This is a genomic window from Variovorax boronicumulans, from assembly GCF_019352895.1.
Taxonomy (GTDB): Bacteria; Pseudomonadota; Gammaproteobacteria; order Burkholderiales; family Burkholderiaceae_C; genus Variovorax; species Variovorax boronicumulans_A.
In genome coordinates, this window is sequence record NZ_JAAAFX010000009.1 from 548375 (window position 1) to 573007 (window position 24633).

Genomic DNA, 24633 nt, shown 5'->3' on the forward strand with positions numbered 1-24633 from the left:
TAGTCGCATCAAGGAATGGCTGACCCCTAATTGGTCATGGGCCGACTATTCTTTGCCCTCACGGAATAGTCAAGTCCAGGCCAAGCATCCTGCCAAGGCCAAAGGTGAAGAGCGAGATCACCAGGAGCGATAGCAAGAAGACTGCGGCCACCTTGCCGCCCGTGCGTAGCACCGCGCTCTGCTTCTTCTTGTCCTTTTTCCCTTTTTCATAATGCCATTTGATGGCGAAGAACATGCCCGTGCCGAACACGAGAAGCTTGAACGTAACGAAGACGATGGGGACCCAATCCATAATTTTGATTATTCCAGGCTATTAGGTGACTCTATCTATCGAACGGAGGGCTGGTCCGCGACCGGCCTCGAGCGGACAGGCAGCGCGCGGGTGAGGGTGCAGAAGGCGCTGATCTAGATTGAGGTCGAGGTGTATGGGGTCATTCATGGAATCGATGGCGGCGGTGGGGTCGGCGGCACTGCGCATTCGGGCGCTGCTGCCTTTCGTGAGGATCGGGGCGTTCAGCAGATGGCCCGAGGGCTCGACGCGGCGGTCGAGCCGTTGGAGAGCGGGCCCATCTTGCATCGGGTGCGATGCAAGGGGCTCGCGCTGCCTCAGCGCCAGCCCAGCGCCGGCGCCACCTGGGTCAGGATGGTCTCGATGACGTGCGCGTTGTACGCGACGCCCAACTGGTTGGGCACGGTCAGCAGCAGGGTGTCGGCCTCCGCGATGGCCTCGTCCTGCGCCAGCTGCGCGATCAGCCGCTCGGGCTCTGCGGCATAGCTGCGCCCGAAGATCGCCTGCGTCTGCGCGTCGATGAAGCCGACCGTGTCGCCGTCCTGGCCGCTGTGCCCGAAGTACATGCGGTCCTGGTCGTTGACCAGCGCGAAGATGCTGCGGCTGACCGACACCCGCGGCGTGCGTGCATGGCCGGCTTCCTTCCATGCCGCGCGGTAGGCGCGGATCTGACGCGCCTGCTGGACATGGAAGGGCTCGCCGGTCTCGTCGGTCTTGAGCGTCGAGCTCTGCAGGTTCATGCCGAGCTTCGCGGCCCAGACCGCCGTCGCGTCGGAGCTCGATCCCCACCAGATGCGTTCGCGCAGGCCCTCGGCATGCGGCTCGACGCGCAGCAGTCCCGGCGGGTTCGGGAACATCGGCCGCGGGTTGGGCTGGGCGAATCCCTCGCCCCGCAGCACGTCCAGGAAGACCTGGGTGTGCTCGCGGGCCATGTCGGCATGCGTGCGGCCTTCGGCGGGTGCGTAGCCAAAATGGCGCCAGCCTTCGATCACCTGTTCGGGCGACCCGCGGCTCAGGCCGAGCTGCAGGCGCCCGCCGGAAATCAGGTCGGCCGCACCCGCGTCCTCGGCCATGTACAGCGGGTTCTCGTAGCGCATGTCGATCACGCCCGTGCCGATCTCGATGCGGCGCGTGCGGGCGCCGATGGCGGCCAGCAAGGGGAAGGGCGCACTGAGCTGGCGGGCGAAGTGGTGCACCCGGAAATAGGCGCCGTCGGCCCCCAGTTCCTCGGCCGCCACGGCCAGCTCGATGGCCTGCAGCAGCGCGTCGGCGGCTGAACGTGTCTGTGACTGGGTCGACGGCGTCCAGTGGCCGAACGACAGGAATCCGATCTTCTTCATGGGGTGTACTTTGCAGGGGTGGTCTCGGGTCCGCGCCCGAATACGCTCTGGACGGGCATCCGGCCGGGGCGGCGTGCCTGCCACTGTGCCAGTTGCCGCAAGACCGGGTGCGCGGGCGGTTTCTGGCCCCGGCGCCGACGCGGTCGGCTTCATGCCTCGGGGCCGCGCGGAATGTTCGAGGCACCACGGGTGCTGTCCCGCCCCCACGCGGGGCGGGAGCAAATAAGCAAGCACGGATTGTTTCGTTCACGGCACGCGCGCTGCGCCGTATCGTCATGCGCTTTGGTTCTCGCGGTCGTTCCCTTGCATCTCCCTTCTCGTTTCACGCAGCCGCCATCCTGCCTGGCGCCATCGTTTTCCCTGCAACCTTCATCGATCGTGTGCCGTGTTCAGCATTGAACTGGTCGAAGCGCTGCGCGAGGTCTCGCGCCATGGCAACCTGACGCGCGCCGCGTCGGCGATGGACCTGTCGAAGTCCACCATCAGCAAGTACATCACCGAGCTCGAGTCGCAGGTCGGCGTGCGCCTGCTGCACCGGAGCACGCGCGTGGTGGAGGTCACCGACGCGGGCCGCCACCTGCTCGAGCGCAGCGTAGCGCTGGTGGATCTGGCCCGCTGCATCCAGTCGGAGCTCGATGCGCATGGCGCATCGCTGCGCTGAGCTCAGCGCGCTGGTTGCTGCGCGGGGTGTGGCGGGCGCTGCAAGCCCAGGTGTTCGCGCAGCGTGCGGCCTTCGTAGGCGGTGCGCACGCGGCCGCGCGCCTGCAGCAGCGGCACCACCTGGTCGACGAAGTCCTCCAGCCCGTCGGGCAGCGAGGGGGCCATCAGGATGAAGCCGTCGGCGGCGCCTTCATCGACCCAGTGCGCGAGCGCATCGGCCACCTGCTGCGGCGTGCCGATGAAGTCCGACAGGTCCATCGAACCGGTGAGCATCGAGTAGAGCGCGCGCAGCGTCGGATTCTGCTGCGTGACCAGCGTGCGGAAGCGCCGGAAGTCCGCCCGCGCATTCGGCGCTTCGTGCAGACCCAGGTCGACCGCGCGGGCATCGAGCGTGGCGTCGCCGAAGTCGTGGCCGCCGAAGTAGTCCGACAGGAACTGCAGGGCCTGCTCGCGCGTGATCAACGCTTCCAGCGCGGCCAGCTTGTCGAGCGCGGCCTGTCGCGTGGGGGCGAGGATCGGCGAGATGCCCTGCAGCACGCGCACCTGCGACGGGTCGCGCCCGGCCTCGGCCACCTTCTGCTTGAACGCGCGGTAGAAAGCCTGGCCCGCCTCGAGGTTCTTCTGGATCACGAAGATCACCTCGGCCGCGCCCGCCGCGAAGGCCTGGCCGTCGTCCGACGACCCCGCCTGCACCCGCACCGGTTGACCCTGGGGTGAGCGCGCGATGTTGAGCGGCCCTTCCACCGCGAAGAACTCGCCCTTGTGCGCGATGCGGTGCAGCTTGTCCGCGTCGAAGAAACACCCGCTGGCCTTGTCGCGCACGAAGGCATCGTCCTCCCACGAGTCCCACAGGCCGCGCACCACCTGCACGAACTCGGCCGCGCGGCGGTAGCGCAGGCTCAACTCCAGGTGGTCGGTGCCGTTGAAGTTGCGCGCGGTGCTGCCCGACAGGTCGCGCGTGGTGACGATGTTCCAGCCCGCGCGCCCGGCGCTGATGTGGTCGGCCGACATGAACTGCCGCGCCAGGTTGAAGGGCTCGCTGTAGGAGGTCGAGGCCGTCGCCACCAGCCCGATGCGCTCGCTGGCGCCGGCCAGCGCCGAGATCAGCGTGATCGGCTCGAAGCGGTTCAGGATGTTCGGATGCGAGGCCTCGTTGACGGCCAGGCTGTCGGCCAGGAAGGCCATGTCGAAGAAACCGCGCTCGGCCGTGCGCACCAGCCGGCGGTAGAAGTCGAGGTCGATGCTGGCGTCGGCCTGGGCCGCGGGTTGCCGCCAGGAAGCGATGTGCATGCCGGTGCCCACGAGGTAGGCGGCCAGCGCGATGCGGGACGGTGAAGACATGAGGGACGGGAAGGGAATGAAGAAATGGCGCTCAGGTGTAAGGCAGCACGCGCGGGTGCCGGCCGTTCAGCGCGTACTCGCCGACCTCCAGCACCTTGTAGGCGATGGGGTCGTGCAGGCTGTGGATGCGCAGGTCGCGCCAGAAGCGATCGAACAGGTGGCGGTTGGCGGTGGCGCGTGCGCCGGTGGTGTCGAAGATGCGGGTCGTCACGTCGAGCCCGGTGCGGATCGCATGGGTGCGCGCCGCCGCCACGTCGATGGCCGCCTCGCCGCGCTGCGCGGGCGTCCAGTGCGCGGGGCCGGCATCGATCAGCGCCTGCACCTTGCCGGCGGCGCGGTCGGTGAAGGCGATGGCGGCTTCGAGCGCGATCCACAGTTCTCCGAACTGCGAGATCACCAGCGGGTCCTGTGCGGCGGTCTCGGCCATGGAAAGGTGCCAGGGGCGGGTGGTGGTCTGCACGTAGGCGCGCGCGGCGCGCAGGGCGCCCTGTGCGAAGCCGACGTAGAAGTTGGCGAACATCGAGTGCACGAGCGGCGTGCGCAGGCCGGCGCCGAAGTCACTGTCGTCGTAGACCGTCACCGGACCGACCTCGTGCGCCTGCGCCACCACGTCGGCGAGGGTGAAGCTGCCGCTTTCGGTGCGCCCCAGGCCCAGGTGGTCCCAGTCCTCGCCGAAGGAGATACCCGTGCGGTCGGCCGGCAGCCAGGCCGTGAACGTCTGGCCGTCGGCGCTGCGGCCGTAGGCCACGATCCGGTCGGCAAAGCGCGCGCCGGTGCAGAAGGTCTTGCGGCCGTTGAGCCGCCAGTGGCCGTCGGGCGTCGGCACGAAGGCGATGTCGTCGTCGCGCGAGTTGGCCAGGCCGGCCACCCACAGCTTGCGCTCGACGATCTCGCGGGCGCGGTCGGCGTGGCGCATGTTGGCGGTGCTGACCAGGTGGTAGCCCAGCAGCACGCCCAGCGAGCCATCGGCCGCGCAGATTTCACGCACCACCGCCAGCGCGGTGAGCCAGCGCGCGCCCGCGCCGCCGAATTCGCGTGGAATCAGCAGCGTGCTGAAGCCCCGCTCCTTGAGCAGCGCGATCTCCGCGAGCGGCGGGGTGCCGGCACGTTCGCGCGCCACCACCGTGGCCGCGAGTTCGGCGCCGAGCGCGCGGGCACGCGCCACCCAGGCATCGTGGTCCGGAAATTCCGAGGAAGATGTCATAAACCGCCCGGACTCAGAAGGCCGGCAGCAACGTGCCCTTGAACTTGGTCTCCAGCAATTGGCGCACCTCGTCCGAGTGGAAGGCGCGCACCAGCTTCGGCACCCAGGGCTGGTTGCGGTTCTTTTCCTGCACCGCGATCACGTTGGCATAGGGGCCGCCGGGCGGCTCGGCCGCGATGGCGTCGCGCGCCACCATCAGGCCTGCCTGCGAGGCCTGTGCGGTGATGACCGCGCCGGCGTCCACGTCGGCCAGCGAGCGCGCGAGGATCAGCGAGTCGATCTCCTTGATCTGCACCTTCTTCGGGTTCTCGACCACGTCCAGCAGCGTGGCGTTGTCGCCCTTGCTCACGTCCAGCGTGGGCCGCAGCTTGATCACGCCGTAGTGCTGCAGGATCAGCAGCGCGCGGTTGCGGTTGGTGTCGTCGCCGGGGATGCCGATCACGGCTTTTTCGGGCAGGCTCGCGAGCGACTTGTAGCGCGTCGAGTAGATGCCCAGCGGCGCGCTCAGGGTCTTGGCCACGGGCACCAGCTTGTAGCCGAAGTCCTTGATCTGTCCGTTCAGGTAGGGCTGGTGCTGGAAGGCGTTGGCATCGATGTCGCCGTCGTTGAGCGGGCCGTTGGCATTGATGTGACCGCTGAAGACGACGGGTGTGATCTTCAGCCCTTCGCGCGCCGCGGCCTTCTGCACGGCCTGCACCACGTCCTCCATCACGCCACCGCTGATGCCCAGCTTGAGGGTGGTCTTGTCCTGTGCGTGGGCGGCATGCGCCAAAGAAAAAGCGGCCACGCAGGCCGCCAGCAGATGTGCGAGTTTCATAGCGCTCGAGAGTCCTGGGGAATGGAGAGAGGGGCACCAATCTAAAGCCGGTGCTGCCTGATGGCATCGACGCATTTCGGCTTTGCATATGCGCGAAAACGATTTGGACGCGGACGCCGGCGCCCCTACGATCCGTACCCTTTGGCCCGATCCCGGCTTGGCGGAAGGCGCCGCATCGCATGACAGACCTGTCGGACATTCACCGGGTGGCCACGCCATCCTCCTCGCTCCCGCCCGCACCCCCGCCGCCGGCCCCGCTGGTGTTCGAGCAGCTCGCCAAGCACTACCAGGCCGGCAGCGGCACGGTCACCGCGCTGCAGGACATCGACCTGCGTGTCGCGCCCGGCGAGGTGTTCGGCATCATCGGGCGCAGCGGCGCGGGCAAGTCGACGCTGCTGCGCACCATCAACCGGCTGGAGCGCCCGAGCGCGGGCCGCGTGTGGGTGCAGGGCATCGACGTGAACACGCTGGCCGAGCGCGAGCTGGTGCAGCTGCGCCGGCGCACCGGCATGATCTTCCAGCACTTCAACCTGTTGTCTTCCAAGACGGTGTGGCAGAACGTGGCCCTGCCGCTGCAGGTGGCGAAGCTGCCGCCGCCGCAAGTGGCCGAGAAGGTCGAGCGCCTGCTTGAGCTGGTCGGCCTGGCCGACAAGAAGGACGTGTATCCCGGCAAGCTCTCGGGCGGGCAGAAGCAGCGCGTGGGCATCGCACGGGCGCTGGTGCACGACCCCGAGCTGCTGCTGTGCGACGAGGCCACCTCCGCGCTCGACCCCGAGACCACGCAATCGATCCTCGCGCTGCTGCGCGACATCAACCGGCGACTGCGCCTGACCATCGTGCTCATCACCCACGAGATGGCCGTGATCCGCGAGATCTGCGACCGCGTGGCCGTGCTCGAGAAGGGCAGGGTGGTGGAGCTGGGCGAGGTGTGGCGGGTGTTCGGCGACCCGCGCAGCGAGGCCACGCTCGCGCTGCTGCGCCCGTTGCTGCACGACGTGCCGCAGGAGCTGCTCGAAGGCCTTGAAAGGCCCGACGACGCGGCACCGCTGCCGCCTGCACGCAGCCTGTTGCTGGCCTTGAACTTCACCGGCGAATCGCGGCAGGACCCCGACCTGGGAAGGCTCGCGCAGGTACTCCAGGGTGGCGTGCGGCTGCTGCACGGCGGCATCGACCGCATCCAGTCGCGGCCACAAGGCCGGCTGCTGGTGGCCGTGACCACGGCCCTGCCCGACATCGCGGCCGTGCGCGCAGCCATCGCCGGCCTGGCGGACCGCATCGACATCCTGGGAGTGCGCCATGACGCTGCTTGACCTGTTCATCGCCGCCATCGGCGAGACCTTGACCATGGTCTCGGTCTCGGCCCTCATCGTGCTGCTGATCGGCCTGCCGGTGGCCGTGCTGCTGGTGACCACCGCGCCCGGCGGCATCTACGAGGCCGCGCGCCTGAACCGTGTGCTCGGCGCGGTGATCAACATGTTCCGCTCCACCCCCTTCATCATCCTGATGGTGGCGCTGATTCCGTTCACGCGCTTCCTGATGGGCACCACCATCGGCGTGTGGGCGGCGGCGGTGCCGCTCACGGTGGCCTCGGCGCCGTTCTTCGCGCGGGTGTCGGAAGTGAGCCTGCGCAGCGTCGACCAGGGCCTGGTGGAAGCGGCGCAGGCCATGGGCTGCCACCGCCGCGACATCGTGCGCCACGTGTTGCTGCCCGAGGCGCTGCCGGGGCTGATCGCGGGCTTCACGCTCACCGTGGTGGCCATGATCGGCTCCTCGGCCATGGCCGGCGCGCTGGGTGCGGGCGGGCTGGGCGACCTGGCGATCCGCTATGGCTACCAGCGCTTCGACACCAGCGTGATGCTGATGGTCATCGCCTTGCTCATCCTGCTGGTCACGCTGGTGCAGTTCGTGGGCGAGCGGTTGGCGCGGCGGCTGACGCGCTGAGCGCCATGTGCCGCAGCGCAGCCGGGTCAGGGCGTGCCTGAAGCGCGGTTGCGAGATGCGACCCGGCAGGGCGAAGCCGCTTCGCCCAGGGGAGCGTCGGCTTCGGCGTCCAGCCTTGCGGGCAGGCCCATCAGGGTGCGGATGAGATCGGCCTGCCGGGTGGCTCCCATCTTCAGCATGGCGCGCTGGATGTGCGTGCGGACCGTCGACAGGGCGACACCGGTTCGCGCCGCAATGTCCCCGGCGTTGGCGCCGGCCGCGATCTGGGCCGCGACGCGCCCCTCCGCGGGGGTGAGGTCGAAGCACTCGGAAATGATCTGCGGGTCGAAGGAGGCTTGCGCGGCGGCCGGATCGTGCAGGATCACCAGCGCCCGCTCGGCCATGCCGAACGCCCCCATCGATGCCGAAGGCCGCAACGCGCTGATCAAGGCCAGCAAGGGCACCCCTGTGCCTCTGGGAATCGAGATCACCGATCGCGCCGGAGCCTGGGTCGTCCGCCGGGCCGTGTCGTGGAGCCCGAGACCGCGCAGGGCCAGCGTCAGCGCGGTGTCGGCCCGGTCATCGCGGATGGCGAGCACGCCGCCTCGTTCGAAGACGGCATCGCTGTCTTTCATCGCCCGCTCGGCGGCCTCGTTGCGATACCAGATGCCGCGTGCCTCGTCGACGATCAGCATCGCGTACGCGAATCTTGCAAGAAGCTGGCGCGCCATGCCCAGCTCGACGTAGCTCTCGCGCAGAAACACGAAGTTCCGCAAGGCCTCGGTCAGGTGATGCTTGACCTGCTCCAGCAGCGGCATCTCCGCCGCACCGATCGGCTCATGGCCACTGCCTCGCATCGCACCGAACAGGAAGATGAAGTCGTCGCTCTCCACCAGCTTGGTCGCCGACAGGTAGCGCCCGCCGTGCGGGATCAGGAAGTCTTGATAGAAGGGGCTTTGCGCAACATAGGCCGCATCGAAATGCTCGTGGCAGTGCATCCAAGCCGCTGCAGGCGTGGCCAGTGTCGGTGCGATGCGCGGATTGGTCGCATGGAACAGCCGCAGGTAGTCCAGCGCAGCCGTGGATCGGCCGGCTCCCCCTTCCTCGGTGAAGATCAGGCGGCCGTTGTGCTTGTCGATGCCGACGATCTGCGCGCCCCACAGGTCCAGCAGCGCCGCGAGCCGGTCGAGCGGCTGCTGCCAGGGCAGCCGTCCTGCAGCGGCGGCGTAGATGTCGGATATCGCACCCTCCATGGCAAGGGTGTCCGACGGGTTCGCGCCGGCGGACGCTTCCAGCGCGGCAGCGGCGAAAATCTCGGGCGTTGTGTCGGGCATAGCGGTCCTCGGATCCACCTCGGGTTGCCTCGGGCGTGATTCTGTCCCCGTGCCGGCACGCATGGAAGCCATCGGCACAGCGCGAACCTTTCCGCCAAGAAAAGACCGCCACGCGGTGCGTGGCGGTCGGCTGTGGGCGCGAAGAGGACGCAGCGCCTCAGTTGAAGCCCTCGGTCTGGTCCTTGTACGAGCCGTCGAGCATCTTGTAGCGCCACTGCAGCGTGCGTGACACGAACTTCGAGGTGGTCAGCGCGGGGAAGGTGCCGCCCACCGCCGTCACCGACTGGCTGCTCGCACCCTTGGCCACCGGCGTCGAGGCAGAGTTCACCGTGCGCGCGTCGGCGAAGCTGTAGACGTTGACCGATTCGATGCGTTCCGCATACGGGTTGATCAGCCATTCGAGCGTCAGCGCCAAGGCCTCCGGCGCACCGTTGCTCGCCAGCGCCCGGGTGCTGTCCGGGATGGTGTGCCATTGCTGCGTGGCCGCGTAGGCGGCCGGCACCACCGGCGTCACCATGCGCAGGGCGAAGCTCAGCGCGGGCGTCGGGTTGGTCGGGGTCGCAGGGTTGGCGTCGGCGGCGGTGAACAGCTCGAACTCGTAGCGCGACCAGCCCGGCACCTTGCTCAGGTCGAAGCGCCAGTCCGCGCTCGGCGTCTCGCCATACATGGACGGGTGCGCCCAGCTGGCGAAGCCCGGCGTGGCCTGCGCGATCGAGGGGTTCGCCCGCAAGGCGAAGGCATCCGGGCTGGTGATGTCGCGGCTGCGTTGCAGGTTGAAGATGTTGGTGGAGTTCGGCACGAACTGCTGCGCGCCGGCCGGGATCGTGCCCGAGGCATTGAGGATCGACATCCAGCTCTGCGGCAGGTCGCCGGGATCGGCGAACACCAGGCCGGCGGTGGGCAGGCCCGGGCCCTTGACGCGCGCATAGCGCAGGTTGGGCAGGCTCGGACCGTAGCCGGTGCGGGCCACGAAGATCTCCAGCCCGGTCTGGTAGCGCGAGGGGCCGGTGTTGTATTGCTCCTGGAAGGCTGCGGGCAGCAGTTGCTCCTGGCGCCGGATGGAGGCGCGCACGTAGGCGTTCACCGTGCGCTGGTTGCCGTACAGCCACCAGTTCGTGTTGCGCGCCGCGGTGGCGGTGTTCTCGAACTTCTTCACCACCAGGATGCGGTTGTCCGGCACGCCGTTCTTGTCGGTGAAGCGCAGGTTCACGACGGCCTCGTCGCGACCGTTCTGCTGCGTCGTGTAGCGCAGCATCTCGGGGCGGTTGAATCGGGCACCGTCCATGTCGGCCGAGGCGATCAGGCCACCGAAGGCGCCCGAAGCGTTGAGGCCGCTGTGCAGGTAGCTCGCGTTGCCGGTCTGGGCGCCGGGCGCATCGTCGACCACCAGGCCGTCGCACGCGGGCGAGGCCGTGCGCGATGCCGACGGCACGGCAAAGCAGCCCGTGAAGCCGGTCTGCAGAAAGTCGAGTTCGGTCACCGAGAAGTCGCCTGCCGCCGAGGTCGCCACGGTGGCCGGTGTGGTGGTGCCCGCATCGGCCAGCGGCACCGGCGGTGCATCGGGATTGAGCGTGTTCGACAGCACGGGCGAGCCGTTCTCGAAGCTCACGCGCACCTGGTCGAGCATCTTGTCGGCGCCCGTGTTGGAGCCGCCCACGAAGGGGGTGGAGATCGGGTCGAAGGTCGCCGGATCGAGGCCGACGCTGGTGAGCACGGCGGCCAGTTGCCTGGCGACGTTGGCACGCACCGCCTGCAGCGCGGTGGCGTCGATCGCGGCCAGCGAGGCCGGGTTGTTCACGAGGGAGAGCGGGTCCTTGTTGGGCGCCAGCTGCGCCGCGATGGCGGTGGTCAGCGGGCTGATGTTGGCGGTGGCCCTGGCGCCTGCCGTGGGCAGCGCCGTCACCAGGCTGACCATGGGATTGCGCAGGCCGGAGGGGTCGGTCGCCAGCAGCACGAGCGGTGGCGCCGCTGTGCTCTTCAGCTCGCAGGAGAAGGCGCCCTTGTCATTGGCCAGCAGCGGGGTCACGGTGCAACTGTCGGCACCGGTCCGGTCGAGGATGCGGACCGCGGCCCCGGCGAGCGCAGCGCCCGTCGCGACCGTGCCGTCGATCGACGCGGGCGCGTGTGTGGCAATCGGGTCCGGTGCAGGCGTCGGCGCCGTGGCGACCGGTTGCCCGCTGCCACCACTGCCGCCGCCGCACGCCGTCAATGCCAGCAGCGCCGTCACGCTCGCCGCAGCGATGCCCGAGCGGGCAAAGAAATCAGTCGACCATGTCATGTGAACCCCTCCAGTTCTGGCTTGAAACGAGAGTCTTTCATGAACTCCCTCCGCGTCGAGTGTTGGCAGGGAGGGCCGTTCGCGCATCATTCATTTGTATGACGCCGGGCGCTGCGCGGTCCGCACACAATGCCTGCACCCGCAGGTGCGGCCAGGGAAGCGCACGGGCCTCACCTGTTCATGGGATGGCAGCCCCGAGCGGCCTCGATAGCATGTTTTCGCAGACGCATTCAGTGCTGTGCGGGCTGCTGCGCACCGAGGACGCCCGGCGTCATGGGGCGAGGGCCGCGGTCGATGAGCATCCCGAACCAGAAGTCGATGAAGCGCATGCCATGGACGTCCCCACGCTGATTTCGGGTCTTTATGCGGCCGCCCATGGCCGCACGACCTGGCACGCCCCGCTGGGCGACCTGGCCACCTGCCTGGACCTCTGGCTCGTGCAGGTCGGCGCTGTGGACACGAGAAGCGGCGCGCTGCTTTTCACGGGTTACGGCGGCCCTGGCGCCACGCCGGAGGCGTCGCTGGACTACGTGCGCTTCTACAACACCATCGATCCGCGCATCCCGGCGATCCTGGCCATGCCCTCCGACGACTGGATGCTGAGCGACCGGCACCACGACGCCGCGTTCGTGCAGAACAGCCGCTTCCACCAGGAGTTCCTGATTCCGCACGGCGGCGGCGCCATGGCCGGTGCCAAGGTGCTGGAAGTGGACGACATGCAGTTCATGCTGGCGATGGTGCGCTCGCACGATGCACCACCGCTCGACCCGCTCAAGCTGCCCTTCATGAACCAGCTCAAGCACCACCTGGGCGAGGCGTTCCGCAACATGGTGCACTTGCGCCGCGCCCATGCCGAACTGGACATGGCCAAGGAACTGCTGGGGCCGTTCGAGCACCCGATGCTGCTGGTGGACGAGGCGCGCGGGTTGTGGCACCGCAATGCGGCGGCGGCGAAGGTGCTGGCGCGGGGCGACATCTTCAAGGAGCAGGCCGGCTGTCTGATCTGCCGGCGCAAGGAGGACAACGACGCCTTGACGCAGGCCCTGCATGCGCTGGTGCGCACCACGCCGTCGACATCGGTGCCACCGGCGCGGCAGGTGCTGAGACTGCATGGCGCGGACGGTGCGCCCTGCCTGGCCTTCGTCAGCGCCCTGCGGCCCGAGCAGACCATGGGCGCTTTCGGGCGGGCCGTGCGCGCGTTGATCGTGTTGCACGATCCGGCCCAGCGCCGGGCCGCCCTGGACCCGTTCATCGTCGCCGAATGCTTCCATCTCACGCCTGCCGAGGCCCGTGTGGCCGTCCAGCTCGCCGACGGTGCCAACGCCAAGGAAATCGCCCGGCGCAGCGGCGCGGCCTTGCCCACGGTGCGCACGCACATCCAGCGGGTGATGGAGAAAGCCGGTGTGAACCGGCAGTCCGACCTGATCCTGCGTTTGCTCCATCTGCCGGCGCGCTCGGAATGACGCCCGATGTGCCTGCCGTAGCCCCTATGCGGTCTTCACGGGAGGGATACGTCGACCGACTATCCTTGGCGCGGTGAGTACGCCCCTTCTTCCCCTGGTCCCCGGCAACCTGTCGCATTTCCTGCTCTGGATGGGCGACAGCGGCCTGGCCACGCTGGTCGTCGGCGCGGTGGCGCTGTGCCTGGCGCTGCGCAAGCAGACACGCGGACTGGCCTGGCTGTGGGCGGGCGCCTTCGTGCTTGTGAGTTCGCTCGTGTTCGCGACGAAGCTGGGCATCTTCGGGTGGGGCGATGGTTTCGAGAGACTCGATTTCAGGGGCCCCAGCGGACACGCCACGGTGTCGGCCTTCGTCTGGCCCATGGTCGCCTGGCTGCTGACGATGCATGCCGGTCGAAGCGTGCGGGTCGCTGCCTACCTGCTCGGGGCCGCCTTCGCGATGGGGATCGCCTGGATCCTCGTCGCCTACAGCTTTCATTCCCTGCCGGAAGTGGTCGCCGGCAGTCTGCTCGGCGGCGGCGCATCGGTGGCGTGCATCGCAGCCGCGCGCTTTTCCGCGCCGGCGCCCAGGCACATCACCGTGCTGGCGGCGCTGGTGATTGCGCTGCTCTTCGGCCTGCAGCACGGCACGCAACTCGGGCCGCTGGTGCGCTTCAAGGCGAAGGCGCACCAGCTCGTGGCCACCGACAACCATTCGGCGATGCGCGGCGGCGACGGGAGATCGCCAGGCCGTGTCGGCGCGCGCAACGGGATCTGAGACGCAGGGTGCGCGGGGGCAGGCGCGGTGCATCTAGACTGCGCCGATGACCGCTCCCGACCCCTGGCGCTATGAACTCGATGCCGACGACGTCGAGCTCGGCCGTTGGCAAGGCGACAGCGCACCGTCGCTGGCCACCCACTTTCATGCGCAGCTGCAATGCACCTTCGTGCTGAGCGGCAGCCGGCTGTTCGGGATCGGTGATCGCGCGATCCTGGTCTCGGCGGGCGAATGCCTGCTGATTCCCGCGGGGTTGCCGCATCGCAGCCTGCCGCATGTGCACGCGGGCACGGCATGCCTCAATACCTACCTGGACGTCGAGGGGCCGGCGCGGGCCGTGGCGATGGCCGGAACGCCGGAGACCGTCTCGCGCCTGGCCGAGCGGGCCGGCGTGAGCCGGGAGACGTTCACGCGCAGCTTCGCGCGGCGCACGGGCCTGCCTCCGGCTGCCTACCGGATCGTCCATCGGCTCAACCAGGGGCGGATGTTGTTGCGGCATGGCGCAGCGGTGGCCGATGTGGCCTTCGAACTCGGCTTTGCCGACCAAAGCCATTTCGGCCGGCTGTTCAAGCGGCGCTTTGGCACCACACCCGGCGCCTACAGCCGCGGCCTGCGCGCATCACAAACGTTCTAGACCCCCGCGCCGTCGCTCCCTAGTCTCCTGCGCTTTGGAGACCGTGAATGCAGACATCGGTGGGCGCATTGCTTTTTGTCTCGGGAATCGCCGGCGGGATCATCAACGCGGTGGCGGGCGGGGCCACCCTGATCACTTTTCCAGCGATGCTCGCGGCCGGCCTGCCGCCGATCGCGGCCAACGCCTCGAACGCGGTCGCCATCGCGCCCGGGCACCTGATCGCCGCGATCGCCGACAGGGAGAAGCTGCCGGTCGTCGACCGGTGGCTGGCCTGGGCGCTCGCGGCATCGGTGGGCGGCGGCGCCGCGGGTGCGCTGCTGTTGTTGGCCGTGCCGGAGCGCTTGTTCGTGCTGCCGGTGCCGGCGTTGATCGGCTTTGCCACCTTGCTCTTCGCCTTGGCGCCGCAGGTCCAGGCATGGTCGGCGCGGCGGCGGGGAGGCGAGGCGCCGCCGCCGTTGGCCGGGCTGGGCAGCGTGGCCGGCGCCTCCCTCTATGGCGGCTTCTTCGGCGCCGGGCTCGGCGTGATCCTGACCGCGATCCTGGCGATTCGCGACGCGGGCGATCTGCGGCGCGTCAAGGTCTTGAAGAACCTGCTCGCCACGGCGGTCAGCCTGGCGGCGGTCGCCATCTTCATGGTCCAGGGGGCCGTGCGCTGGCCGGAGACCACCGCCATGCTGGCGGGGGCGCTGGCGGGCGGCTACGCCGGCGGGCACCTGGTGCGCGTGCTGCCGGCGCAGGCGACCCGTGGGGTCGTCATCGTCGCGGGCACGGCGATGACTCTCTTCTATGCATGGAAGTACTGGCGTTGACGAGGACGAGGCACACGAGCGTGCGCGTCGCGCCCCGAACCCTCACCCCGGCGCCAGCGGCAGCCTCACCGTCACCTGCAGACCACCGCCGTCGCCGGGATTGACCCCCAGCGCGATCTGCCCGCCGTGCTTCTCGACCACCGACCTGACGATGGCCAGCCCCAGGCCGCTGCCGGTCTGCGTCTGGTCGGGCGTGCGGAAGAAGCGGTCGAACACGCGGTCACGCAACGCGGCATCGATGCCGGGCCCCTGGTCGGACACGGTCAGCACGGCCTGGTCGGCCTCGCGCGCCAGCCGCACCGTGACCACGCCCGCCGGCGGGCTGTACTTGGTGGCGTTCTCGACCAGGTTGTCGACCATCGAGGTCAGTCCCTCGCGCGCGCCCAGCACGCGCAGGTCGCGTTCCGTCGTGACCAGTTCCAGCTCCACGCCGCGGACCTGGGCCAGGCCGGACAAGGTGGCGAGCCGGTCCTGCAGCAGTTCGTCGAGCGCCAGCGGCTCGTTCGGGCTCGCATCGATCTCGGCGCTGCTGCGCATCAGGCGCAGCAACTGGCCGACGAGGCGGGTGGCGCGGTCGATGCTGCGCAGCACGCCGCTGAGCAGTTCGCTCTGGTGCTCGGTCAGGCGGTGCTGGGCCTGCAAGGCCTCGACGTTGATCCGGATGGCCGCGATCGGCGTCCGCAGTTCATGGGCCGCGTCGGCAATGAAATTGCGTTCGCGCGCCGCGCTGTCCGACAGCCGTTGCATCAGCGAATTGACGCTGTCGACCAGCGGGCGCAGTTCCTCGTGACGGGGTTCGAAGGCCAGCGGCGTCAGGTGCTTCGGCCCGCGCGCCGCGATCTCCGCGCTGACCTCGCGCCAGGGCCGCAGCGCGAGCCGTATCGACAGCCACGCGGGCAGCAGGAGGAAGGGAATGCTGATGATCAGCGGCATCAGGTAGTAGCCGCGTGAGTTGAAGGTGACGATCAACTGCTTGCGGTCGCTGGGCGTGACCAGCGCGACCTGGGTGTCCGAACGGGTCGACTGCCGTGTGTTGGAGCGCCAGTAGCGGCCCTGAACGAAGAGCCGCTCGATGACATCGAGCCGGGTGTTCCGGATGTCTTCCGGCACCCCCTGGGATCTGTAGACCAGCCGGCCCGCCTGCCAGACCAGCAGGCTGGGCGCCATGGCGGGTTCGTCCTTGTCGCCGTAGGCTTCGCGCAGTGCCACGTCGATGGCCTTCAGACTGGCCTGTTGCAGGTCCGGCCGGTCCGCGAGGTTTTCCGCAACGGAGAAGACGGCGCCGTAGGCGTCGCTGGCGCCGTACAGGTCCTGGTTGAAGGCCTCGGCCAAGAACAGCCCCACCAGCACGCTCCACAGCAGGGCCAGCGTGGCCACCTGTCCCAGCAGCAGGCGGCGCACCAGCGTGGGCCGGGTCCAGCGTTGCCGGAGCGACGCCGGCGCGAGGGCTGCGGCGCTCATGGGCGTGCGGCCGTGGCGGGTTGCTCCGCCTGATCGATCACGTAGCCCACGCCGCGCACCGTGCGGATGTAGCCGTCGCCGATCTTGCGCCGCAGGTTGGAGATGTGCACTTCCAGCACGTTGCTCTCGTTGACCATGCCGCCGGGCACCAGCTGTTCTTCCAGCACGCGGCGGGTGATCACGCGGTCGACGCGCCGCATCAGCAGGCTCAGCAGCTCGAACTCGCTGCGCGACAGCGCCACCGGGGCGCTGCGCACCCGCACGCGCCGGGTCGGTTCGTGCAGCGACAGGCCGCGCACCTCGACGGTCCCGTCGTCGAAACCGTAGCTGCGCCGCACCAGCGCGCGCACGCGCGACAACAGCTCGGCCAGCACGAAGGGCTTGACCAGGTAGTCGTCGGCGCCGCTGTCCAGCCCGTTGAGGCGATCGTCCAGCGCGTCGCGCGCGCTCAGGATCAGCACCGGTGTCTTGTGGCGTTCGCGGCGCATCTGCATCAGCAGGCCCAGGCCGTCGCCGTCGGGCAGGCCCAGGTCGAGCAGCACCAGGTCGCAGGTGCCCGACTGCAGCGCCTGGCTCGCCTCCTCGATCCGGCGCACCCAGACGACCTCCATGTCCTCGTCCCGCAGCGCCACGCGGATGCCGTTGCCCAGATCGAGGTCGTCTTCCACCAGAAGTATTTTCATCGGGGGAATCTAACCGCTCACGCTAAAGAAAAGCTGAAGGAAGGCGCGGTGCGGCAGTGCAGGGGCGGGCGGTCTTCAGGCGATCTTCAGCCAATGCGAAGGCGGTCTTCAGATGGGAGTTCGAGACTGCAGGGACCGCGAGTCTGCAGGCCTGGACCTGCGCTGTGCCGGATCTGTTTTCTCTCCAGGCTGGAACGTCATGTGACAAGAACACAAGCCCGATCCCTCTTTGCCGCCTTCGTGCTGGGTGGCTGCTCCCTGGGCGCAGGCGCGGTCGACACGGTCCTGCAGCCGCGGGGCGCTTTGAGCCGTCCGATGGGCAATGCACGCTTCGCTTCGCCGTGCGCCGACGTCGCGACCTCGCTCGGCCCGCAGGCGGCCCACAAGGGCGGCGCGATCTGCCAGGCGGATGGCGGCGAGCATGTGGCCAGACCGATGGGTGCCGCGATGGGCCACGCGCGTCTGGTTCGATTCAGTCGGTGGGTGTCGCTGCGAAACCGGGTCCGTCGTTTCCTGCAGTGAACGATGAACGGCAGCCCTAAAGCAGCGGAATCTCCCGCGCCCGCGCCAGCGCGCTGGTCCGGTTCTTCACGCCCAGCTTGGCGAAGATGCGGTGCAGGTGCCATTTCACCGTGGCCTCGGCCAGGAACAGGCTGGCCGCGAGTTCGCGGTTGCCCAGCCCGGCGTCGAGCAGGCGCAGGATCTTGAGCTCGCGTTCGGTCAGCGGCTCGACCAGGGGCCTGGCGGCGTCGGTGGCACGCACGGGTGTCGCGGCGGCGGGCGCGATGGTCCGGCCGGCGGCGCGCAGCAGCGTCTCCAGGTAGTCCTGCGGCACCGGGTTGTGGGTGGCCGGCACGAGCGGTCCGCGACGGCCGTGGATCTGCTCGACCAGCTCGGGGATCAGCGGATCGCCGTCGACGAAGCTGCGCACCAGGCCGCAACGCGCGCCTGCGTGCAGCGCCTCGTCGAGCGTGCGCAGCGCGGGCCCGGCGTCGAGCGCGCGGTGCTGCTGGGCGGCGCGCAGCAGCAGCAGCCGCACCCGCTGCGCCTCGTGGCCGTCGCGCTGCGCGCGCCGCAGCGCATCGGACAGCGCGCCATTGGCACGCGCCGCATCGACCGCATGGAGCAGCCGCAGCGTCACCAGCACGACAGCGTCGGGTTCGGCCTCGAGCGCGGTGCCGCGCCAGCCGGCGTCGTGCCGCAGCAGGCCGTAGGACTGGGCCAGCTTGAGCGCATCGTCGACCGCGCCCGCCTGCAGCCGCAGCGCGCAGCGCTCGGCCGCCAGCACGCGGGACAGGCGCGGCAGGCCGAGCCGATGGCCCAGCGATTCGCCCTCGAGCAGGCAGGTGTCGGCGCCGGCGGTCTCGCCGCGCAGGCGCAGCAGGCGTGCCCGTGTGAGGTAGCCGGCGGCAGTCATTTCCACCAGGCCGTGCTCGTCGACGAAGGGCAGGCCCAGGTCGAGCAGGCGCTGGGCCTGTTCGAGTTCGTGGTGCTCGTAGCAGACCTCGGCCGCCAGCAGCAGCGGCATCGATGCCGCGTACGACGAGACGCCCAGGCTGCGCTCGACCTCGGCGATGCCGCGCCGCGCCTCGGCCAGCGCCGCGTGGTAGTCGCCGCGGCGGATCGCGATCATCATCTGCAGCGCGCCCGCCCAGGCGATGCCGTAGTGCGCGGCGCTGGGTTCGAAGGAGGTGCGTGCCAGTGCGAGCGCCTGCACGCCGCGCTCGAAATCGTCGGTGGCGCAGCAGCCGAAGGCCAGCACGTTGGCCACCACGCCGACCGCGAAATCGTCGCCACGTGGCGTCTGCTGCAGCCAGGCCTCGCTGCGCGCCTTGGCCAGCGCGGGCTGGTCGGTCAGCGCGAAATACACGCAGCGGATCATCTCGACCACGCGGCGCACGGGGTCGTCCGTGGCGCCGGCGGCGTGGGCCTCGAGCAGCAGCAGCTCGCGGTCGGCCTCGGGGTAGCGGCGCGTGAGCACCAGCGACCAGGCGTGGCCGATGCGGATCTGCGGGCGGGCCTGCACCAGCGCCGGCGGCAGCCGCGCGATCCAGTGCAGCAGGGTCGCATGCTCGCCGCGGTGCTGCACCAGCTCACCCGAGAACTGGGCGACCAGGTCGGCCGCGCGTTCGAGGTCCCGGCCCTCGAAGGCGTAGCGCACGGCCTCGTGCGGCAGGCCGTTGCGGTCGAACCAGGCGCTGGCGCGCAGGCAGATGGTGCGCGTGCGCTCGGCCGACTGCTCGCGCATGCGTGTGCGCAGGTAGTCCGCGAACAGGTGGTGGTAGCGGAACCAGGTGCGCGAGCGGTCGAGTCCGGCCAGGAACAGGTTGCGCGCCTGCACCTCGGCCAGCAGCGCGCGGCTGTCGTTGCGGTCGAGCACCTCGTCGCAGAGCTCGGCGCAGAAGCGGTCGAGCATCGCGGTGCCCAGCAGGAACTCGCGCAGGTCGGGCCGCAGGCGGTCGAGCACCTGCTCGCCCAGGTAGTCGGTGATGTCGCGGTCGGTGCCGGAGAAGGCGGTGAGGAAGGCGGCCTTGTCCTCGCTGTCGCGCAGCGCGAGCGAGGCCAGTTGCAGCCCGGCGATCCAGCCCTCGGTGCGGTCGTGCAGCGTCTCGATCTGGCTGCGCTCGAGCGCGGTGCCGCTCACGCGGCCGATGAACTCGGCCGCCTCGTCGAGCCGCAGCCCGAAGTGCGCCGCATCGAGTTCGAGCAATTCGTCGCGCACGCGCAGCTGGCTCACCGACAGCGGCAGCCGCGTGCGGCTGGCCACGATGAAGCTGACGCCGGGCGTGGCATGGGCCAGCAGCCATTCGAGTTTGCGGTGCACGAGGTCGCTGCCGACCAGATGGAAGTCGTCGAACACCACGAGCAGCGGGCGCGTGCCGGCCGCGAGGTCCTGCAGCAGCGAGGTCACGACCGCATCGAGCGAGGCCAGCGTGCCGGCGCCGAACTGCGCCAGCGCGTTGCGCCCGAGCGTGTCGTCCGCATGGTGGAGCGCCTCGGCCAGGTAGCGCATGAAGCGCAGCGGATCGTTGTCCTCGGCATCGAGGCTGAGCCAGGCGGTGGCCACGCCCAGGCCCTCGGCGCGCGCGACGAACTGGGTCAGCGCGGTGGTCTTGCCGTAGCCGGCCGGCGCGGTGATGCTGACCAGCCGCTTGGCCAGGCCGATCTGCAGCAGCGCCGACAGCTGTTCGCGCGCCAGCAGGCTCAGCGGTACATGCGGCGGCGCCAGCTTGGACCGTACCAGCATGGTGGGTGAGTTCGGCTCCACGGCGGTCGTGCTGGGAAGGGGAGTCTTGGGCGAAGGGGTGCGGCGCGCCATGCACCGAGTCTAGGACGCGCCTTCACCCGACTGGTAGAGGGTGACTACGCAGGCACCGCCCAGCCCCAGGTTGTGCTGCAGCGCCAGGCGCGCGCCGGGCACCTGCCGCTGCTCGGCCGTGCCGCGCAGCTGCCAGACCAGTTCGGCGCATTGCGCCAGGCCGGTGGCGCCCAGCGGATGGCCCTTGGACAGCAGCCCGCCCGAAGGGTTGACCACCCAGCGGCCGCCGTAGGTGTTGTCGCCGTCGAGCACCATCTTCTCGCCGCCGCCCTCGGGCACCAGGCCCAGCGCCTCGTAGCTCAGCAGTTCGTTGGCGGTGAAGCAGTCGTGCAGCTCGATCACGTCGATGTCCTCGGGGCCCACGCCGGCCTGCTCGTAGACCCGCTGCGCGGCGGCGCGCGTCATGTCGAAGCCGATCAGCCGGCGCATGTCGCCGGAGTCGAAGCTGTCGGCGCGGTCGGTGGTCATGGCCTGCGCGGCGATGGTGATGCGCGCATCGAGCCCGTGCTTCCGGGCGAAGGCTTCGCTGCACAGGATCGCGGCCGCGGCGCCGCAGGTGGGCGGACAGCATTGCAGGCGGGTCATGGGGTCGAAGACCGTGGGCGAGGCCATCACTTCCTCCAGCGTGATCGGCTCGCGGAACACCGCCAGCGGGTTGCGCGCCGCATGGCTGCGGGCCTTGACCGCGATGCGGCCGAAGGTGTCGGCGCGCGTATCGTATTCCTGCATGTGCCGGCGCGCGGCACCGCCGAAATACTGCGCGGCAACGGGCGTGCCGGGGGCCGCGCCCTGCAGGCCTTCCATCGTGGCCTGGAAACGTTCGAGCGGGTTCGGCCGGTCGGTGAACTGCGCGCCGAGCGCGCCGCGCTGCATCTGCTCGAAGCCCAGCGCGAGCACGCACTCGGCCGCGCCGCTGGCGATGGCCTGGCGTGCGAGGAAGAGGGCGGTCGAGCCGGTCGCGCAGTTGTTGTTGACGTTGACGATCGGGATGCCGCTCAGGCCCACGTCGTAGAGCGCCGCCTGCCCGCTGGTCGAGTCGCCGTAGACATGGCCGACGTAGGCCTGCTCGACCTGCGTGTAGTCGATGCCGGCATCGGCCAGCGCGGCGCGCGTGGCCATCGCGCCCAGCTGGTTGTAGGGCAGGCTGGCGCTGGGCTTGGCGAAGGGCACCATGCCGACGCCGACGACCGTGACCTGAGTGCTCATGGGGTGTCTCTCCATTCGAGGGTCCAGCGCACCGGCAGGCGGCCGAGCTCGGATTCGGTCTGTTGCATCAGGGCGGCGCTTTCGGGGCCGGCGGGGCGGGGTGCGCTCACATGGGCTTCGAGCCCGTGCAGCGCATGCGGCACGACGTCGACGTCCACCCGCGCGGGGCCGAGCATCTTTTCCACGGTCTCGGCCAGCGCCCGGGCGATCGCGAGCTCGCGCAGCTTGGGCTTGAAGATCTTGTTGACGGCCGTGAGCGGCATCGCCTCGAGCACCACCACGTCGACCGGCACGGCCGCGCGCTCGGCGATCACGCTGCGCGCATGCGCGAGCAGCTCGGCCGCGCTGCAGCGCGTGTGCTGGCGCAAGGTCACGTAGGCCATCGGCAGTTCGCCCGCATGGCCGTCGGGTTTGCCGACGGCCGCGGCCAGCTCGACCGCGGGGTGGCGCATCAGGCCTTCCTCGATCATCGCGGGGTCGATGTTGTGGCCGCCGCGGATGATCAGGTCCTTGGCGCGGCCGGTGAGCCAGAAATAGCCTTGCGCATCCTGGCGCCCGAGGTCGCCGGTGTTGAGCCAGCCGTCGGCCAGGCAGATGCCCTGGTTGTCCTTGTCCTGCACATAGCCGGAGAACACGTAGGGCCCGCGCAGCAGCAGCGTGCCGATCTCGTCGACCGCCGCCTCGCGCAGCACCGCGCCGTCGGCGCCCAGCTGCACGACCTTCATCTCCTGGTAGGGCAGCCGCAGCCCGATCGAGCCGATCGCGCGCCGGCCGTCGCGCGGGTTGAGCGCGCTCACGCAGGTGGCCTCGGTCATGCCGTAGCCCTCGAGCAGTTGCAGCCCGGTGGCGGCCTCGAAGCGCTGGAACAGCTCGGGCGACAGCGGTGCCGCACCGCAGATCGCGAAGCGCAGCGAGGCCAGGTCGGCGCCGTCCTGCGGCACGTTGAGCAGCGCCGACAGCACGGTCGGCACGGCGCTGAACAAGGTGGCGCGGTAGCGCTCCACCGAGCGCCAGAAGGCGGCGAAAGTGCGCGGCTCTCGGTAGCCCGCGGGCGACAGCATCACCACGTGCGCGCCCACGCTGAAGGGCGCCAGGCCCGTGACCATCATCGCGTTGGAATGGAACAGCGGCAGGCCGCACAGCAGCGTGTCGTGCGGGCCCATCGCGACCGCCGTCGACACCGCCCAGGCGTTGGCGGCCTCGTTGAAGTGGGTGCGGCGCGCCAGCTTCGGCGTGCCGGTGGTGCCGCCGGTGTGGAAGTAGGAGGCGATGTCCTCGCCCTGCGGCGCGGCGCCGACCAGGGCGTCGGCCGGCTGGGTGTCCAGCAGCGTGTCGAAGTCGAGGGCCCACGTAGGGCAGGCGTCGATGCCGCCCACGCGCAGCACCGCCTGCAGCGTCGGCACGCGCTCGCGCAGCGTCTCGACCTTCTCCCAGATGCCGGGCTGCGCCTGCCGGCCCTGCGCGACCAGCACGCGCGTGCCGGCGGCGTTGAGGATGCCGGCCATGTGGTCGACTTCCAGGAAGGGATTGACCGGGTTCACGATGCCCGCCGCTTCGGCGCCCCAGAGCGTGAAGTGGGTCTGCGGCAGGTTGGGCAGCAGATACGAGACCACCTCGCGCCGGCCCACGCCCAGCCGGGTGAAGGCGTTGGCGGCCTGCGTGACGCGCGCCGCCAGTGCGGCGTAGTCGAAGCGCATCTCGCCGTCGGCCGGATCGCCGGTGGGCACGAAGGTCAGCGCCGGCGCGCCGGGCGTGCGTTCGGCCTGCCGCACCAGGGCCGCGTAGCTCGAGACGGGCGAGGCCAGGCGCTGGTGGATCGGCACGCGCTCGATGGCTTCGATGTCGCGCAGGTCGCGCAGGGGAAGGGGCGTGGTGCTCATGGGCATCCGTTCAGTCGCTGATGGTCAGCTCGGGCTTGGCCACCAGGCCGAAGGCGCGCAGCTGGCCCAGCAGTTCGTGGTGGCCGAAGGCCTGGCAGCCCGAGGCGAAGCCCACGCGTTTCGGCGGCTGCTGCAGCAGCGCATGCGCGGCGTAGGCCTGCAGCAGGCCGGTCTGCTTGTAGTTGCTGTTGCCGAAGATCACGCAGTGCGCGCGGCCCAGCGGGCCCGAGGCGTGGACCGAGTCGACCGACTTGTTGAGCCGCGGGTTCTCGCGCGGCGGCATGGTGTTCATCACGCTCGCGGCGGTCTGCGACAGCGCCGCATAGCGGTCCTGCTCGTTCATGCCTTCGGTGGCCTTGAGGGCCGCCTCGACGATCTTCGGCACGCCCATCATCAGCGGCTTGTTGAACACGCCGCCCAGCACCTTGACGTTGGCCACCCGCGGGTCCTTGCGGAACCACACCGGGTGCGAGGTGCCGCCCCAGGGCAGGGCCAGCGCCAGCTCGTGCTGGCCAGGGATCGCGAGGCTGTAGAGCCCCGCGTCGGGCTGCCACTCGACCAAGCGGTTCTGCTGCAGGTGGAAGGCCTTGGAGGTCGCGGCGTTGACCAGGATGGTCTGGGTCGAGGCGATGGTCGGGCTGCCGCCCCAGAACACCGCGATGTCGAGCGTGTCCAGGCCGGGCGTCTCCAGACACAGCTGGGCCGCGATCTCGCCCGTGGTGTACATGTGGGCCAGGCCGGGCGACAGCAATAGGCCGGCGGCCGCGAACTGCGCGCCGTACTCGGCCTCGAGCGTGATCAGCCAGTCCTGTTCGCCCGTGGTGTCGGTGTAGTGGCACTTGGCGGCCAGGCAGGCCTGCACCACCTCGGGCCCGAACTTCGCGAAGGGGCCCACGGTGTTCAGCACCACCGAGGCGCCGGTGAACAGCTTCGTCAGCGCCGCCGTCGTGTGCTCCACCGCCACCACTTCGTAGTCGGCGGTCTCGATGCCCGGCACGTTCGACTGCATCGCCGCCTGCAGCTTGTCGGCGCTGCGCCCCGCCGCGATGAAGGGGATGCCGTACTCGCGCAGGTACTCGCAGACCAGCCGGCCGGTGTAGCCGCTGGCGCCGTAGACGATGACGGGTTTCTTGGCGCTGTTGTTCATGTTCGGTCTCCGTGAATTTGTCTTTGAAAGTAGGTCCCCAAGGGACGGCCTGCTGCCAGGGCACCCGTGGATCCGGCTCCGCCGATCCACCGGG

General features: G+C 69.8%; 21 protein-coding genes. 8 read left to right on the top strand and 13 right to left on the bottom strand.

Annotation, left to right across the window (positions count from 1 at the left end; all coding sequences use genetic code 11):
• Positions 1-58: 58 nt before the first annotated feature.
• Positions 59-295 (bottom strand): hypothetical protein, encoded by a 237-nt coding sequence (locus K0H49_RS21685; RefSeq protein ID WP_219219075.1) that lies wholly within the window; start codon positions 293-295, stop codon positions 59-61.
• A gap of 311 nt (positions 296-606) precedes the next feature.
• Positions 607-1629: an LLM class flavin-dependent oxidoreductase gene (locus K0H49_RS21690; RefSeq protein ID WP_219216902.1), complete on the bottom strand. Its 1023-nt coding sequence runs from the start codon at positions 1627-1629 to the stop codon at positions 607-609.
• Between the two features lie 385 nt (positions 1630-2014).
• On the opposite strand from K0H49_RS21690, the gene K0H49_RS21695 reads away from it, so the two are divergent.
• Complete coding sequence (locus K0H49_RS21695) at positions 2015-2290, top strand: LysR family transcriptional regulator (protein WP_219216904.1); 276 nt, start codon at positions 2015-2017, stop codon at positions 2288-2290.
• Between the two features lie 2 nt (positions 2291-2292).
• On the opposite strand, the gene K0H49_RS21700 is transcribed toward K0H49_RS21695, so the two are convergent.
• The 3 genes from K0H49_RS21700 to K0H49_RS21710 are packed head-to-tail and all read right to left on the bottom strand — an operon-like array spanning position 2293 to position 5651.
• Entirely contained in the window at positions 2293-3630 is a 1338-nt protein-coding gene (locus tag K0H49_RS21700) for an LLM class flavin-dependent oxidoreductase (protein ID WP_219216906.1), read from the bottom strand.
• A gap of 31 nt (positions 3631-3661) precedes the next feature.
• Positions 3662-4834: an acyl-CoA dehydrogenase family protein gene (locus K0H49_RS21705; protein WP_219216915.1), complete on the bottom strand. Its 1173-nt coding sequence runs from the start codon at positions 4832-4834 to the stop codon at positions 3662-3664.
• 13 nt (positions 4835-4847) lie between these two features.
• Positions 4848-5651: a MetQ/NlpA family ABC transporter substrate-binding protein gene (locus tag K0H49_RS21710; RefSeq protein WP_219216917.1), complete on the bottom strand. Its 804-nt coding sequence runs from the start codon at positions 5649-5651 to the stop codon at positions 4848-4850.
• A 179-nt stretch (positions 5652-5830) separates the two neighbouring features.
• Here K0H49_RS21710 and K0H49_RS21715 point away from each other — a divergent pair, with 179 nt between their 5' ends.
• A complete protein-coding gene (locus K0H49_RS21715) occupies positions 5831-6961 on the top strand; it encodes a methionine ABC transporter ATP-binding protein (protein WP_219216919.1) in 1131 nt (376 codons plus the stop codon).
• Positions 6948-7592, top strand: coding sequence for a methionine ABC transporter permease (locus K0H49_RS21720; RefSeq protein WP_219216921.1), 645 nt, complete (start codon positions 6948-6950; stop codon positions 7590-7592). Before K0H49_RS21715 ends, K0H49_RS21720 begins: the two co-directional genes overlap by 14 nt.
• A gap of 26 nt (positions 7593-7618) precedes the next feature.
• Here K0H49_RS21720 and K0H49_RS21725 read toward each other — a convergent pair whose 3' ends face one another.
• Both K0H49_RS21725 and K0H49_RS21730 read right to left on the bottom strand, forming a co-directional pair.
• Positions 7619-8905 carry a helix-turn-helix transcriptional regulator gene (locus tag K0H49_RS21725; RefSeq protein ID WP_219216923.1) on the bottom strand — a complete coding sequence of 429 codons (1287 nt, stop codon included), beginning with the start codon at positions 8903-8905 and terminating at the stop codon, positions 7619-7621.
• A 157-nt stretch (positions 8906-9062) separates the two neighbouring features.
• Complete coding sequence (locus K0H49_RS21730; RefSeq protein ID WP_219216925.1) at positions 9063-11183, bottom strand: hypothetical protein; 2121 nt, start codon at positions 11181-11183, stop codon at positions 9063-9065.
• A gap of 332 nt (positions 11184-11515) precedes the next feature.
• Between K0H49_RS21730 and K0H49_RS21735 the strand changes: the two genes are divergently transcribed.
• The 4 genes from K0H49_RS21735 to K0H49_RS21750 all read left to right on the top strand — a co-directional run bounded on the left by K0H49_RS21735 (position 11516) and on the right by K0H49_RS21750 (position 14843).
• On the top strand, positions 11516-12646 hold the full coding sequence (locus K0H49_RS21735) for a helix-turn-helix transcriptional regulator (protein ID WP_219216926.1): 1131 nt from the start codon (positions 11516-11518) through the stop codon (positions 12644-12646).
• Between the two features lie 73 nt (positions 12647-12719).
• Positions 12720-13400 (top strand): hypothetical protein, encoded by a 681-nt coding sequence (locus K0H49_RS21740; RefSeq protein WP_219216928.1) that lies wholly within the window; start codon positions 12720-12722, stop codon positions 13398-13400.
• A 46-nt stretch (positions 13401-13446) separates the two neighbouring features.
• Positions 13447-14034, top strand: coding sequence for an AraC family transcriptional regulator (locus K0H49_RS21745; protein WP_219216930.1), 588 nt, complete (start codon positions 13447-13449; stop codon positions 14032-14034).
• A gap of 47 nt (positions 14035-14081) precedes the next feature.
• A complete protein-coding gene (locus tag K0H49_RS21750; RefSeq protein WP_219216932.1) occupies positions 14082-14843 on the top strand; it encodes a sulfite exporter TauE/SafE family protein in 762 nt (253 codons plus the stop codon).
• A gap of 42 nt (positions 14844-14885) precedes the next feature.
• On the opposite strand, the gene K0H49_RS21755 is transcribed toward K0H49_RS21750, so the two are convergent.
• Together K0H49_RS21755 and K0H49_RS21760 are read right to left on the bottom strand one after the other, a co-directional pair.
• A complete protein-coding gene (locus K0H49_RS21755) occupies positions 14886-16304 on the bottom strand; it encodes an ATP-binding protein (RefSeq protein WP_219216934.1) in 1419 nt (472 codons plus the stop codon).
• Positions 16301-16987, bottom strand: a complete 687-nt coding sequence (locus tag K0H49_RS21760; protein ID WP_219216935.1) for a response regulator — start codon at positions 16985-16987, stop codon at positions 16301-16303. Before K0H49_RS21760 ends, K0H49_RS21755 begins: the two co-directional genes overlap by 4 nt.
• Before the next feature lie 315 nt (positions 16988-17302).
• Here K0H49_RS21760 and K0H49_RS21765 point away from each other — a divergent pair, with 315 nt between their 5' ends.
• Positions 17303-17509 (top strand): hypothetical protein, encoded by a 207-nt coding sequence (locus K0H49_RS21765; RefSeq protein ID WP_219216937.1) that lies wholly within the window; start codon positions 17303-17305, stop codon positions 17507-17509.
• 16 nt (positions 17510-17525) lie between these two features.
• Here K0H49_RS21765 and K0H49_RS21770 read toward each other — a convergent pair whose 3' ends face one another.
• The 4 genes from K0H49_RS21770 to K0H49_RS21785 all read right to left on the bottom strand — a co-directional run bounded on the left by K0H49_RS21770 (position 17526) and on the right by K0H49_RS21785 (position 24539).
• Positions 17526-20234, bottom strand: a complete 2709-nt coding sequence (locus K0H49_RS21770; RefSeq protein ID WP_219216939.1) for a LuxR C-terminal-related transcriptional regulator — start codon at positions 20232-20234, stop codon at positions 17526-17528.
• An 81-nt stretch (positions 20235-20315) separates the two neighbouring features.
• On the bottom strand, positions 20316-21512 hold the full coding sequence (locus tag K0H49_RS21775; RefSeq protein ID WP_219216942.1) for a lipid-transfer protein: 1197 nt from the start codon (positions 21510-21512) through the stop codon (positions 20316-20318).
• The gene (locus K0H49_RS21780) at positions 21509-23392 is read right to left on the bottom strand and encodes an acyl-CoA synthetase (protein ID WP_219216944.1); all 1884 of its coding nucleotides are present in this window, start codon (positions 23390-23392) and stop codon (positions 21509-21511) included. Before K0H49_RS21780 ends, K0H49_RS21775 begins: the two co-directional genes overlap by 4 nt.
• 10 nt (positions 23393-23402) lie before the next feature.
• On the bottom strand, positions 23403-24539 hold the full coding sequence (locus tag K0H49_RS21785; protein ID WP_219216946.1) for a DUF5938 domain-containing protein: 1137 nt from the start codon (positions 24537-24539) through the stop codon (positions 23403-23405).
• Positions 24540-24633: the final 94 nt, after the last annotated feature.

Excerpts from the sequence above, each read along its gene's own strand:
- K0H49_RS21690 (WP_219216902.1), bottom strand. The coding sequence starts at position 1,629 with ATGAAGAAGATCGGATTCCTGTCGTTCGGCCACTGGACGCCGTCGACC.
- K0H49_RS21715 (WP_219216919.1), top strand. The coding sequence starts at position 5,831 with ATGACAGACCTGTCGGACATTCACCGGGTGGCCACGCCATCCTCCTCG.
- K0H49_RS21760 (WP_219216935.1), bottom strand. The coding sequence starts at position 16,987 with ATGAAAATACTTCTGGTGGAAGACGACCTCGATCTGGGCAACGGCATC.
- K0H49_RS21785 (WP_219216946.1), bottom strand. The coding sequence starts at position 24,539 with ATGAACAACAGCGCCAAGAAACCCGTCATCGTCTACGGCGCCAGCGGC.
- K0H49_RS21705 (WP_219216915.1), bottom strand. The coding sequence starts at position 4,834 with ATGACATCTTCCTCGGAATTTCCGGACCACGATGCCTGGGTGGCGCGT.
- K0H49_RS21765 (WP_219216937.1), top strand. The coding sequence starts at position 17,303 with ATGGGCAATGCACGCTTCGCTTCGCCGTGCGCCGACGTCGCGACCTCG.
- K0H49_RS21700 (WP_219216906.1), bottom strand. The coding sequence starts at position 3,630 with ATGTCTTCACCGTCCCGCATCGCGCTGGCCGCCTACCTCGTGGGCACC.
- K0H49_RS21770 (WP_219216939.1), bottom strand. The coding sequence starts at position 20,234 with ATGCTGGTACGGTCCAAGCTGGCGCCGCCGCATGTACCGCTGAGCCTG.
- K0H49_RS21710 (WP_219216917.1), bottom strand. The coding sequence starts at position 5,651 with ATGAAACTCGCACATCTGCTGGCGGCCTGCGTGGCCGCTTTTTCTTTG.
- K0H49_RS21750 (WP_219216932.1), top strand. The coding sequence starts at position 14,082 with ATGCAGACATCGGTGGGCGCATTGCTTTTTGTCTCGGGAATCGCCGGC.
- K0H49_RS21720 (WP_219216921.1), top strand. The coding sequence starts at position 6,948 with ATGACGCTGCTTGACCTGTTCATCGCCGCCATCGGCGAGACCTTGACC.
- K0H49_RS21780 (WP_219216944.1), bottom strand. The coding sequence starts at position 23,392 with ATGAGCACCACGCCCCTTCCCCTGCGCGACCTGCGCGACATCGAAGCC.
- K0H49_RS21745 (WP_219216930.1), top strand. The coding sequence starts at position 13,447 with ATGACCGCTCCCGACCCCTGGCGCTATGAACTCGATGCCGACGACGTC.
- K0H49_RS21775 (WP_219216942.1), bottom strand. The coding sequence starts at position 21,512 with ATGAGCACTCAGGTCACGGTCGTCGGCGTCGGCATGGTGCCCTTCGCC.
- K0H49_RS21730 (WP_219216925.1), bottom strand. The coding sequence starts at position 11,183 with ATGACATGGTCGACTGATTTCTTTGCCCGCTCGGGCATCGCTGCGGCG.
- K0H49_RS21725 (WP_219216923.1), bottom strand. The coding sequence starts at position 8,905 with ATGCCCGACACAACGCCCGAGATTTTCGCCGCTGCCGCGCTGGAAGCG.
- K0H49_RS21735 (WP_219216926.1), top strand. The coding sequence starts at position 11,516 with ATGGACGTCCCCACGCTGATTTCGGGTCTTTATGCGGCCGCCCATGGC.
- K0H49_RS21755 (WP_219216934.1), bottom strand. The coding sequence starts at position 16,304 with ATGAGCGCCGCAGCCCTCGCGCCGGCGTCGCTCCGGCAACGCTGGACC.